11 protein-coding genes are annotated in these 11814 nt (G+C 59.0%); all 11 read left to right on the forward strand.

Annotated elements, in window-relative coordinates:
* Positions 1-27: 27 nt before the first annotated feature.
* Positions 28-885 (forward strand): shikimate dehydrogenase family protein, encoded by an 858-nt coding sequence (locus tag ISF27_RS05385; RefSeq protein WP_194609929.1) that lies wholly within the window; start codon positions 28-30, stop codon positions 883-885.
* Positions 886-974: 89 nt separating this feature from the next.
* Positions 975-1535, forward strand: a complete 561-nt coding sequence (locus ISF27_RS05390; protein ID WP_194609931.1) for a TRAP transporter small permease — start codon at positions 975-977, stop codon at positions 1533-1535.
* A 3-nt stretch (positions 1536-1538) separates the two neighbouring features.
* Positions 1539-2834, forward strand: a complete 1296-nt coding sequence (locus ISF27_RS05395; protein ID WP_194609933.1) for a TRAP transporter large permease — start codon at positions 1539-1541, stop codon at positions 2832-2834.
* A gap of 99 nt (positions 2835-2933) precedes the next feature.
* Positions 2934-4067, forward strand: coding sequence for a TRAP transporter substrate-binding protein (locus ISF27_RS05400; RefSeq protein ID WP_194609935.1), 1134 nt, complete (start codon positions 2934-2936; stop codon positions 4065-4067).
* Positions 4068-4473: 406 nt separating this feature from the next.
* Positions 4474-6726: a transcription termination factor Rho gene (gene rho, locus ISF27_RS05405; RefSeq protein WP_194609937.1), complete on the forward strand. Its 2253-nt coding sequence runs from the start codon at positions 4474-4476 to the stop codon at positions 6724-6726.
* Positions 6727-6973: 247 nt separating this feature from the next.
* Positions 6974-7177 carry a 50S ribosomal protein L31 gene (gene rpmE / locus ISF27_RS05410; RefSeq protein ID WP_194609939.1) on the forward strand — a complete coding sequence of 68 codons (204 nt, stop codon included), beginning with the start codon at positions 6974-6976 and terminating at the stop codon, positions 7175-7177.
* Between the two features lie 108 nt (positions 7178-7285).
* Positions 7286-8260: a DUF1385 domain-containing protein gene (locus ISF27_RS05415; RefSeq protein WP_194609941.1), complete on the forward strand. Its 975-nt coding sequence runs from the start codon at positions 7286-7288 to the stop codon at positions 8258-8260.
* Positions 8257-9201, forward strand: coding sequence for a peptide chain release factor N(5)-glutamine methyltransferase (gene prmC, locus ISF27_RS05420; protein WP_194609943.1), 945 nt, complete (start codon positions 8257-8259; stop codon positions 9199-9201). Before ISF27_RS05415 ends, prmC begins: the two co-directional genes overlap by 4 nt.
* 53 nt (positions 9202-9254) lie before the next feature.
* Complete coding sequence (prfA, locus tag ISF27_RS05425; protein WP_194609945.1) at positions 9255-10328, forward strand: peptide chain release factor 1; 1074 nt, start codon at positions 9255-9257, stop codon at positions 10326-10328.
* A gap of 73 nt (positions 10329-10401) precedes the next feature.
* Positions 10402-10893, forward strand: a complete 492-nt coding sequence (locus ISF27_RS05430; protein ID WP_194609947.1) for a deoxycytidylate deaminase — start codon at positions 10402-10404, stop codon at positions 10891-10893.
* A 19-nt stretch (positions 10894-10912) separates the two neighbouring features.
* On the forward strand, positions 10913-11806 hold the full coding sequence (gene rfbA, locus ISF27_RS05435) for a glucose-1-phosphate thymidylyltransferase RfbA (protein ID WP_194609949.1): 894 nt from the start codon (positions 10913-10915) through the stop codon (positions 11804-11806).
* The last annotated feature ends 8 nt before the right edge of the window (positions 11807-11814 follow it).

An 11814-nucleotide genomic window follows, 5' to 3' on the forward strand; every position in this document is an offset into this window, starting at 1 on the left:
GGAACGGCAGAAAGGAGTTCAGATAACATGAAAGTCGATATCGATACCAAGATGATTACCCTGCTCGGGGATCCGCTGAAGCAGTCTTTTGCCGCGCGGATGCAGAACGCGGGCTATGAGGCTGCCGGCCTCAACATGATCTATTTTTACACAGTTGTGGACAATGAACATCTCGGGGACGTCGTCAACGGCCTCCGGTATATGAATTTTGCCGGATTTGCGGTAACTAAGCCGAACAAGGTGAAAGTTCTGGAGTATCTCGACGAGCTTGACCCGCTCTGCCAGAAGATGGGCGCGAGCAACACGGTTGTTCGTTCGGAAGATGGCCGCCTCAAGGGATACAATACCGACGGTGTCGGCTTCTACACTTCCCTGACCGAGGAGGGCGGCGTGGATGTCCAGAACTCCACGTTCTTCTGCTTCGGCGCCGGCGGCGCCGGACGGGCGATGTGCTCCATCCTCGCCTACAAGGGGGCAAAGAAGATCTACATTACCGACTATTTTGACGCGGCGTCCGCGTCCCTCGTGAAGGACATCAACGACAACTTTGCACCGATCGCGGTACAGGTTCCGAAGGATGATTTCTCTAAGGTTGCCGAGGCGGATGTCGTTCTCAACGCCAGCGGAATCGGCATGGGCAAGCACATCGGCGAGACGCCGATGCCGGAGGAGTATATCCGGGACGGACAGTTCTACTTTGATGCCTGCTACAATCCGGCGAAGACCCAGTTCCTGATCAATGCGGAGAAGAAGGGGTGCCGTGTCCTGAACGGCCTCGGGATGTCGCTCTACCAGGGTGCCGCCCAGATTGAGCTCTGGACCGGAAAGAAAGCCCCGGTTGAGGCGATGCGGAAGGAACTTCTCGACATTATCGCCGGCAAGTAAGGAAAACGGTAGCCGCTGTTCCGGCAGCCGGATCTTTTCGAAAACGGATCTTACGGAACAGCCATATTTTATAAAGAAGGGAGCTTGATATGAAAGTGGTCAACTGGCTGGACAAGCACTTTGAGGAAGCCTTCCTCGTCGTTTGTCTGGTCCTTATTTCCTGCGTGATGATGCTCCAGGTTATCGTCCGTAAGATTCCCGGGGTTCAGCCGCTAAAATGGGCGGAGGAGTTCTGCCGATTCATGTGGATCATGAGCGTGTTTTTCTCACTCGCCTACACCATCCGGAACAGCTGCATGCTCCGCGTGAGCGTGGTGATCGACCTATTCCCGGAGACCATCCGCAAGATCGTTAATATCCTGGTGGATTTTGTGGTCGCTGCCATGATGGGGCTGATGGCCTACAATTCGGTCGGTGTATTCAACAAGATCCTCGCCAGCGGGGAGCTCTCCCCGGCCATGCAGTGGCCGATGAGTTTTGTTTACTTCTTCATGCTGTTCGGATTTATTCTCGCGACAGTACGCGGTATTCAGATGATGATTATTCACATCATGCATTTCGGCGACAAGGTTGCGACGCAGCTGGAGCAGACGATTGCCGATGCCGCAGATGAGGCAAATGCGGGCAAACGCGCAGAAGGAGGAAAATAAAGTATGGCTGCTTTAATGGTATTTCTGGTTTTTCTGGTCGCCATTTTCCTCTCCGTCCCGATCGGTGTCAGCATGATCCTGGGCTCCGTTGCCCCGATTATGCTTGTGGGGAAGGGCGGCACCATCGAGCAAGTGCTGAACAACTGCTTTTCCGGAGCTAACTCAACCCCGATCCTCGCTGTACCGCTGTTCATTCTCGGCGGCGTCATCATGGCGGAAGGCGGAATCTCGAAGAAACTGTTCAGCTTCTTTGCTTACTTTGTCGGCAAGCTTCCGGGCGGCGTTCCGTGCGCGGTTATCCTGACCTGCCTGTTCTACGGCGCGATCTCCGGTTCCGGCCCGGCAACAACGGCAGCCGTAGGCGCCATGTGCATCCCGTTCATGGTCAGCCTCGGCTATGACAAGGTGTGGTCGGCAGGCCTGATTGCCGTCGCCGGCGGCCTCGGCGTTATCATCCCGCCGTCGATCCCGTTCGTCCTCTATTCCCTGGCAACCGGCGTTTCCACCGGCGACCTGTTCCTGGGCGGCGTATTCCCCGGCATCCTGATTGGTGTCTCCATGATGGTTTACGCGGTTTTCTACTGCCTGCACCACAGGGAGAACCAGGCACAGATCAATGACCGGATGAATGAGCTCCACAGCGAAGGGCTCGGCCATATCTTTAAGGAGAGCTTCTGGGCGCTGCTCTGCCCGATCATCGTTCTCGGCGGCATCTACACTGGATTTGTAACCCCGACCGAGGCGGCGGTTGTCTCCGTATTCTACGCCCTGATCGTGTCGCTGTTCATTTACCGTTCGATCAAGGCAAGCCAGATGCTCACCTTCCTGTGCAGCTCGGTGAAAACCTACGGCGGCCTGGCTTTCGTCCTCGCTTTTGCGACGGCTTTCGGGCGCGTCCTGTCGCTGACCAAGGCAACCAAAGTGGTCCAGGACTTTATCATCGCGAACTTTCACAGCAGTTTCTCGATCCTCACGGTCTGCATGGTGCTGTTCCTGATCCTGGGCATGGTCATGGATACCGGCCCGGCGATCATTATCCTCGCCCCGGTTCTTCTCCCGGCTGTCCAGCAGCTCGGTGTTGATCCGGTACACTTCGGCGTTATCCTGGTCTGCTGCCTGTCCATCGGCCTGGCCACACCGCCGTTCGGCCTCGACCTCTTCGTCGCCGGAAACCTGGCGGAGGAGCAGCCGATGAACGTCGCGAAGAAGGCAATTCCGTTCATGATCGCTTTCCTGCTCGCGATGCTCCTGATCACCTACATCCCGGCCATCAGTACCGCACTTCCGAATATGTTCTGATTCTGCCATTGTGCCAGTAACTATTCAGACCCCCTGTGGGGATGAAAAATCCCTGCAGAGGGCTGAGAAAAATATAATTTAATAAGAGGAGGGTAACACATGAAACTCAGAAAAGTCACATCTCTTGTTCTTGCCGGAGCTATGGTGGCCGGACTTGCCGCATGCGGCGGTTCGTCCTCATCCGCAAAGACGACGACAGCGGCAGCGGGTGCGAAAGAAACCACCGCGGCAGCAGCAGCTGGCGAGACAAAGTCCGGCGGTTCCGCTTCGGCTTCCGCGGATTATTCTTCCCTGGATCCGGTTGAGCTGATCGGCGCGGATTCCACAGGAAAAGGCGCAGCCGGCCAGATCTTCGGCGAGCTGGTTGCCTCAAAGGTTGATGAGATCACCGGCGGTAAGCTGACGATCGACTATCATCCGAACGGCGACCTCGGCGGCGACGCGGATCTTCTCCGCCAGGAGCAGTCCGGCGATATCGATATCGTTGTCTGCCAGACCGCCCCGGTAGTTTCCTTCATCCCGGAGATGGCTGTTTTCGACCTGCCGATGGTATTTGCCAAGTATGACGGCGACAAGATCGACAAGGTTCTGAACAGCGAGGATTCCGAGTTCAACAAGTCGCTGTCCGGCGCTTACGATAAGGCGGGATTCAAGCTGCTTGGCTTCCTTCAGAACGCTACCTTCCGTCTGACCACCTCCAACAAGGAGCTGAAGACACTTGATGACTTCAAGGGACTGAAGATCCGTACCATGGAGAACAGCAACCACATGGCATTCTGGAGCGCGATCGGCGCGGCGCCGACACCGCTCGCCTGGGCAGAGGTTTATATTTCCCTGCAGAACGGAACCATCGACGCTGAGGAGAACGCTGCAGATACCTGCGTAGGCGCTAACTTCCAGGAGGTTCAGAAGTATCTGTCCCTCACCAACCACATCCTCTACGCAAACCAGATCTCCATCAACAAGGATAAGTTTGCGAGCCTTGACCCGCTGTATCAGCAGGCACTCCAGCAGGCAGTCAGCGAGGCAATCGATGAGATGCGTCCGCAGCTGGAAAAGATTGATACCGATTCTAAGAAGACCCTTCAGGATGGCGGCATGACGATCACCGAGTATGACGACAGCTTCTACGATCAGGTTCTTGCCCTGGACGGCGTGAAGGATCTGTATAAGCAGATCAACGAGAGCGTAAACGGCCTCGGCGATACGCTGCAGAAGGAGCTGGAGAAATAATCCGGCCGGGCTTATTCACTCACAATCTTAAATAAGGAAATACAAGATTCCCCGGGATTCCCCAGAATGGAGAGCCCGGGGGATTTTTTGCATTCCGGGCAAAGGTTTGGCCCGGCTGCCGTTCTTTACAATTTTCGGATTTGCCGTATAATAAAGCCAGAGTGCGGAATGATGACAAAGGCCGGATTTCTCTGCCGGCAGATGAAAGTTCTTCACCTTCTGATGATTCTGATTCGCGGCTTATTTCTGCCGCAATTCTTGTGAATACCCGTTGAGACAGTGATTCCGTTTGGAACAGGATGCCGGATGGCCGCACTGGGAGAGTGCTCCCGGGCAGCTGCAGTGATTCAGCATGGCCGGCGGATGGTGCTGAAGTGGAACAGATACCAGCATTTAAGGAGATAGAATGAGAGAAAAATATGAAGCGCTGCCCGTTGCCGAGCTGAGGAAGATCGCAAAGGAGCAGGGCATTCACGGAGTGTCCTCGCTGCGCAAGGCGGAGCTGATCGACCGCCTGATGGTGCATGGGGAGGCGCCGGCCAAGGCGCATCCGGCCCCGGAGGAGAAGCCGGCGGGGGAGAAGGCCCAGGAGGAGAAGCCGGCGGGGGAGAAGGCTCCGGAGGAGAAGCCGGCAGTAGAGAAGGCTATGGAAGCAAAGCCGGCGGCGGTGACCCCGGCAGCAGATAAGGACCCGGAAGCAAAGCCGGCGGCGAAGATCCCGGACAGAGGGGATAATGCGGCTGCCGAAGCTGATGAGGCAAAGCCTGCGGAGACAGGAAGATCGGATCGTCCTGCCCGCGGCACGCGCGAAATCTCCGGCCGCGCGGCGCGGGCGGGCCGGCCGGCTGCCCGGACGGGCAGAGAAGGGCGCCCACAGACAAGGCAGCAGGGGATTGCCAGGAATACCGGCTCCGGCACGAGAACTTCCCAGGGCATTGTGCGCGGCACGCGGAACGCTCAGGCCGGCGGTACCGCGGTACGGAACGGCCAGGGCGAAGGCAGCGCGGCGGTGCGGAATCCCCAGGGCACAGGCAGTTCTGCGGTAGGGAACAGCAAGAGCGCAGGCGGCATGGCATCCAGGAATGCGATGGGCGCAGGCGGCGCGGCCGGGAGAAATGCCCAGAACGGGCGGACCGGGATGAGAAACCGCACCATGCCGGCACGGGAGAGAATGGACAGCCGCAATGAGCGGCAGGACGGCAGAAGTGAGCGCCCGGTCAGGCAGGAGAACCGCTACGAGCGGAATGACCGTCAGGAGAACCGCTACGAGCGGAATGACCGCCAGGAGAGGCAGGAAAATCGTTTCGAGAGGCCGGAAAGCCGTCAGGAGCGCACCGATCGGGGTGAGCGGAATGACCGCCAGGAGGTGATCCCGGCGGCGAGTGAGTACCAGCAGGAGACGGAGCGCCAGAACCAGTATGCCAGAACCCACTCCATTCAGGACGAGGGGGGGAACCAGGGGCAGGACGCGGAGCACGAGCGGATGGATCTCGCCGAGCTGGACAGCGGGCTTGAGGCTTACGGCATCCTTGAAGTTATGCAGGACGGATTCGGCTTTATCCGCAGCCAGAACTTCCTTCCGGGAGATAATGATGTCTATGTGGCGCCGTCCCAGATCCGCCGGTTCAACCTGAAGACCGGCGATATGGTCCGCGGAAACCGCAAGATCAAGAGCCCGATGGAAAAATTCGCGGCGCTTCTTTATATTACGTCTGTGAACGGCTATCCGGCGAGCGCGATCCCGAAGCGGCCGGCCTTCGAGAACCTGACGCCCGTCTTCCCGAACAGCAGGATCAAGCTGGAGCAGCCGGCGCTTCTGGGCAATAATGCCCACCAGATGGCGAATATCACCGCCCTCCGCGTGATGGACCTGCTCTCGCCGATCGGCAAGGGACAGCGCGGCATGATTGTATCGCCGCCGAAGGCCGGGAAGACTACCCTTCTCAAGCAGGTCGCCGAGGCGGTGACGAAGGGCTACCCGGACATGCATCTCATCATCCTCCTCATCGATGAGCGGCCGGAGGAGGTTACCGATATCCGGGAGGCCATCACCGGTCCTGAGGTTGAGGTGATTTATTCCACATTTGACGAGCTTCCGGAGCGGCACAAGCGGGTCTCCGAGATGACGATCGAGCATGCGAAGCGCCTTGTGGAGCATGGCCGGGATGTCATGATCCTTCTGGATTCCATGACCCGGCTCGCGAGGGCCTACAACCTGGTGGAACCGCCGAGCGGGCGCACCCTCTCCGGCGGCCTTGACCCGGCGGCCTTGCACATGCCGAAGCGCTTCTTCGGCGCGGCGCGGAACATGCGCGAAGGCGGAAGTCTCACCATCCTGGCGACGGCGCTGATTGAGACCGGGAGCCGCATGGACGATGTCATCTACGAGGAATTCAAGGGAACCGGCAACATGGAGATCGTGCTTGACCGGAAGCTTTCGGAGAAGCGCATTTTCCCGGCGATCGATATCCTGAGGTCAGGGACGCGGCGGGATGACCTGCTGCTCAGCCGCGACGAGCAGGAGGTTGCTGAGATGATCCACAAGGCGACCAGCAACTCGCGGCCGGAGGAGTCTGTCGAGCGGATTCTCGACCTTTTCGCCCACACCAGGAGCAACGCGGATTTCATCCGGCTGGCCAAGCTCAAGCGGATGTTCTGATCAGGAAGATATTCCCTGCGGGAGCCCTGATGGGAATCAGCGGGGCGGCAGCAAAACGGTGCCTGCCGAAAAATCACCGCTTGCATTCAGAATCTGACTATGCTATACTTTTATAGCTGTCATCAGATGACAGCAGATTCTGATATTTTCGTGAGTCGTCCTTACGGTAAGGGATATGCAGGATCGGATCGCTGCTTTATAACCGTGCGGTCGGAAATCGCACAACAGATTCAGAGAGGTGAAACACATGAAGGAAGGAATCCATCCGGCCTATTATCAGGCTAAGGTCGTTTGCAACTGCGGCAACGAGTTCGTCGTTGGCTCCACCAAGAAGGAGATCCACGTCGAGGTCTGCTCCAAGTGCCATCCGTTCTACACTGGCCAGCAGAAGGCGGCTTCCGCTCGCGGGCGCATTGACGCGTTCAACCGTAAGTACGGACTGAACAAGTAATTACAGCTGAAACAAGCGGGGGTTGAGTGTCAAAGCTCAGCCCCTTTTCGTGTACACGGCGGGAGATATTCCCGCGTTCTTTGTCACGGAAAGGATGATAGGACATCGATGAAATATTCAGGTATCGGAGGCCAGGCGGTTCTCGAGGGCATCATGATGATGAACCGGGACACCTACGCGGTGGCTGTGCGCCGCCCGGACGGCGGCATCGAGGTGGAGAAGAAGGAATACCACAGCATCACGGAAAAAAGCCCGATTCTCCGGCTCCCGTTCATCCGCGGGGTGTTCCGGTTTGCGGATTCCATGATTGTCGGGATGCGCACCCTGAATTATTCCGCGGAGATCTATGCGTCCGATGACAGTGAGGAGGAAGAGCTGTCAAAGTTCGAGCTCTGGCTGAACCGCACCTTCGGGGAAAAGGTGGAGAAGGTTGTGGTTGGCGCCGTCATGGTGTTCTCCTTCCTCGCGGCGATCGGCATTTTCATGCTGCTTCCCCTCTTCCTGGCGGGATTTTTCCGCCGGCTGACCGCGTCGGATCACCTGGTTGCCTTTCTGGAGGGCATCATCCGCGTCGTCATCTTCATCCTGTACATCAAGCTGGTCTCCCGCATGGAGGACATCAACCGGACGTTTATGTACCACGGCTCGGAGCACAAGTGCATCAACTGTATTGAGCACGGCCTTCCCCTGACGGTGGAAAATGTCCGCGCGAGCTCCAAGGAACACAAGCGCTGCGGAACCAGCTTTATCCTGATCGTCATGGCGGTCAGCATCCTGGTCTTTATGGCCGTTCCGGCGCACACCGTGCTGACCCGCGTCCTCAGCCGGATCCTGCTGATCCCGGTCATCGCCGGCATTTCTTATGAAGTCCTGCAGAAGGCCGGGAGAAGCGGCAGCCGGATTTCCGACATCGTGGCCAGGCCTGGGCTCTGGATGCAGGCGCTGACGACGAAGGAGCCCACCGACGACATGATCGAGGTTGCCATCCGGGCGACCGAGGCGGTCTTTGATTGGCGGGCATTTCTCAGGGAGAATTTTCCGGGCGCGGGTACCCCGGAGGGAGAGACGGAGGCGTCGGCATGACGGCAATCATTCGCCACGCGCTGGATAACGGGCCGACATTCCGCGAGCTGCTTGCGCAGGGCACCGCGGAGCTGGAGCAGGCAGGAGTCGGGGACGCGAAAAATGACGCCTGGTACCTGCTGTCGGAAGCATTTTCCGTGGACAGGACACACTACTATCTTGAGCCGGACAAGCCGCTTCGGGCAAACCGGCTGACCGACAGCCTTCCCCGGTACGAGGAGATGCTCCGCCGCCGCTCGCGGCGGATCCCGCTCCAGCAGATCCTGGGGAGGACAGACTTCATGGGGCTGACCTTCAAGGTTAATGAGCATGTGCTGATCCCCCGCCAGGATACGGAGGTGCTGGTAGAGACGGTGCTCGAGGAGTGCCGCGAGAGCGATGCTTCCGTTCTCGACATGTGTACGGGGTCCGGCTGCATCGCGATCAGCCTTGCCGTCCGCGGGAAATATAAGAATGTCACCGGGAGCGATATCTCCCGGGAAGCGCTCAAGGTCGCCGCGCAGAACGGTTTTTCCCTGTTTCGGGCGGCAAAGGGGAGGAGCGGGAAGGCAGGAACATTTCTCATCTCCCCGGAGGGGAGAACCCTGTCCCTTTTGCAGAGCGACTTAACCCGCGACCTGCCCACAGGGGCGCTCTACGACATCATCACCTGCAATCCTCCCTACATCCCCACCTCGGTGATCGACACCCTGGCTCCGGAGGTCCGGGATCATGACCCGCGGATTGCCCTGGACGGGGCGGACGACGGCCTGAGCTTTTACCGGAGGCTTGCGGTAGAGATGCCGCTCAGGCTCCGGCGGGGCGGCCGGGTTTATCTGGAGATCGGCTTCGACGAGGCGGATGCGGTCCGCCGGCTGCTCACGGTGGCGGGTTTCCAGCAGATCCGCGTGATCCGTGACCTTGCCGGGCTTGACCGGGTTGTCTGCGCAGTGTATACATAAAGTAGCGCTCCCAGAGGGAGCGGGATGTTCGGACAGGAACGGAGTATCTGGCTATGTTTGACCAACTCGACGATCTTCTGGCTCACTACGAGGAGCTGATGAAAATGCTCTCCGAGCCGGATGCGGCATCGGATTCTGCCCGCTTCCAGGAGCTTCTCCGGAAGCAGGCGGAGCTCTCCCCGGTGGTGGAGGCCTATGAGGCGTATAAGAAGGCCAAGTCTTCCGAGGAAGAATGCCTGCAGATGCTGGAGAGTGAGACCGACGGGGAGCTGCGGGAGCTCGCGAAGGAGGAGCTGCGCGAATCCCGCGCGCGCAGGGAGGAGTTGGAGAAAGAGCTCCGGATCCTGCTGCTCCCGAAGGACCCGAACGATGAGAAGAACGTCATCGTGGAGATCCGCGCGGGCGCGGGCGGCGACGAGGCAGCCCTGTTTGCCGCTGATTTGTACCGGATGTATGTCCGGTACGCCGAGCGGAGGGGCTGGAAGACCGAGATGATGAACGTGAACGAGACCGGGATCGGCGGGTTCCGGGAGATCGACTTCATGATCAGGGGCGAGGGCGCTTACTCCCGGCTGAAATACGAGAGCGGGGTGCACCGCGTCCAGCGGGTGCCGGTCACCGAGTCCGGCGGGCGGATCCACACATCGACCGCGACGGTGGCGATCATGCCGGAGGCGGAGGAGATCGATGTCCAGATTGACGAGAAGGATGTCCGGATTGACGTGATGCGGGCTTCGGGAAATGGCGGCCAGTGTGTCAACACGACGGATTCCGCGGTCCGCCTGACGCATCTCCCGACGGGCATCGTGATCTACAGCCAGACGGAGAAATCCCAGCTGCAGAACAAGGAGAAGGCATTTGCCCTGCTGCGGTCCAAGCTCTACACGCTGGAGATGATGCGGCGCCAGGAGGAAGAGTCGGAGAACCGCCGGAGCCAGATCGGCACCGGTGACCGCTCCGAGAAGATCCGGACCTACAATTTCCCCCAGGGGCGGGTCACGGATCATCGCATCAAGCTCACACTCTATAATAAGATTGACGCGGTCATGAACGGGGATCTCGACGAGATCCTGGACAGCCTGATCGCGGCGGACCAGGCTGCGAAGCTGGCGGGCGGGGAGCGTTAGGCTGCCGGGAAGCGGCGCGGGAAACCTCAGCGCACAGCCCGTGAGGCGCTGAGGTTCCGGAGAGGAGGCAGGGATGCCAAGAAGGGATAAGACGAATTATTACCTGGATCTTGCGGAGATGGTCTGCCAGAGGAGCACCTGCCTCCGCAGGCACTACGGGGCGGTCATCGTGAATAACGATGAGGTCGTGTCCACCGGCTACAACGGCGCGCCGAGAGGCCGCGTCAACTGCACGGACCGCGGTGTCTGCATGCGGGATGAGCTGCATGTGCCGCGCGGGGAACGGTACGAGATCTGCCGGAGTGTCCACGCTGAGGCAAATGCGATCATCAGCGCCTCCCGGGAACGGATGATCGGAGGCTCCCTCTATCTCTGCGGCATCGATCCCGCGACAGGGGGCTATGTGGAGCACGCCAACAGCTGCTCCATGTGCAAGCGGCTGATCATCAACGCCGGCCTCGCCAAGGTCTACAGCCGGGATGACAAGGATCATTACCGCGTCATCGACGTCCAGCGCGACTGGGTGGAGAATGACGAGACACTGAATGGGGAGTTCAATTACTGAGAAAACAGGAGGAGATATCATGAAGGGAATCGTTCTTGCCGGCGGGTCCGGCACACGCCTGTATCCGCTGACGATGGTGACATCGAAGCAGCTTCTGCCGATCTATGACAAGCCGATGATCTACTATCCGCTGTCTGTGCTGATGAACGCGGGCATCCGGGATATTCTGATCATCTCCACGCCGGACGACACGCCGCGCTTCGAGCACCTGTTCGGTGACGGCCATCAGTTCGGCATCCGCTTAAGCTACAAGGTGCAGCCGAAGCCGGAGGGGCTGGCGCAGGCATTCCTCCTCGGCGAAGAGTTCATCGGGGACGACAACGTGGCGATGGTGCTCGGCGATAACATTTTCCAGGGGAATGGCCTCAGGGAGAAGCTGAGAGAGGCGGCGGCGAGAAAGACCGGCGCCACCGTGTTCGGCTACTATGTTGATGATCCGGAGCGCTTCGGCATCGTGGAATTCGATAAGGACGGCCAGGCGGTTTCCCTCGAGGAGAAGCCGGCACACCCGAAGTCCAATTACGCGCTGACCGGCCTCTATTTCTACGACAACCGGGTTGTCCGGTACGCGAAGGAACTCAAGCCGTCCGCCAGGGGCGAGCTGGAGATCACCGACCTCAATAAGATTTACCTGGAAAATGGCGACCTGAACGTCACGCTTCTCGGTCAGGGCTACACCTGGCTCGACACCGGCACCCATGAGTCCCTGGTCGAGGCCACGAACTTCGTGAAGACCGTGGAGACCCACCAGCACCGCAAAATCGCCTGCCTGGAGGAGATCGCCTACCTGAACGGCTGGATCGGCAGGGATGAGGTCCTGAAGGCTTATGAGCTCTATAAGAAGAACCAGTACGGGAAGTATCTGAAGGATATTCTCGACGGAAAATACGTGGACAAGCTTCACCAGAACTGAGCAGGGAA

The organism is Clostridium vitabionis (assembly GCF_015351765.1).
Taxonomy (GTDB): Bacteria; Bacillota; Clostridia; order Lachnospirales; family Lachnospiraceae; genus Clostridium_R; species Clostridium_R vitabionis.

Bases quoted from the DNA above. Each gene is read 5' to 3' on its own strand.
- ISF27_RS05385 (WP_194609929.1), top strand. From the start codon at position 28: ATGAAAGTCGATATCGATACCAAGATGATTACCCTGCTCGGGGATCCG.
- ISF27_RS05390 (WP_194609931.1), top strand. From the start codon at position 975: ATGAAAGTGGTCAACTGGCTGGACAAGCACTTTGAGGAAGCCTTCCTC.
- ISF27_RS05395 (WP_194609933.1), top strand. From the start codon at position 1,539: ATGGCTGCTTTAATGGTATTTCTGGTTTTTCTGGTCGCCATTTTCCTC.
- ISF27_RS05400 (WP_194609935.1), top strand. From the start codon at position 2,934: ATGAAACTCAGAAAAGTCACATCTCTTGTTCTTGCCGGAGCTATGGTG.
- rho (WP_194609937.1), top strand. From the start codon at position 4,474: ATGAGAGAAAAATATGAAGCGCTGCCCGTTGCCGAGCTGAGGAAGATC.
- rpmE (WP_194609939.1), top strand. From the start codon at position 6,974: ATGAAGGAAGGAATCCATCCGGCCTATTATCAGGCTAAGGTCGTTTGC.
- ISF27_RS05415 (WP_194609941.1), top strand. From the start codon at position 7,286: ATGAAATATTCAGGTATCGGAGGCCAGGCGGTTCTCGAGGGCATCATG.
- prmC (WP_194609943.1), top strand. From the start codon at position 8,257: ATGACGGCAATCATTCGCCACGCGCTGGATAACGGGCCGACATTCCGC.
- prfA (WP_194609945.1), top strand. From the start codon at position 9,255: ATGTTTGACCAACTCGACGATCTTCTGGCTCACTACGAGGAGCTGATG.
- ISF27_RS05430 (WP_194609947.1), top strand. From the start codon at position 10,402: ATGCCAAGAAGGGATAAGACGAATTATTACCTGGATCTTGCGGAGATG.
- rfbA (WP_194609949.1), top strand. From the start codon at position 10,913: ATGAAGGGAATCGTTCTTGCCGGCGGGTCCGGCACACGCCTGTATCCG.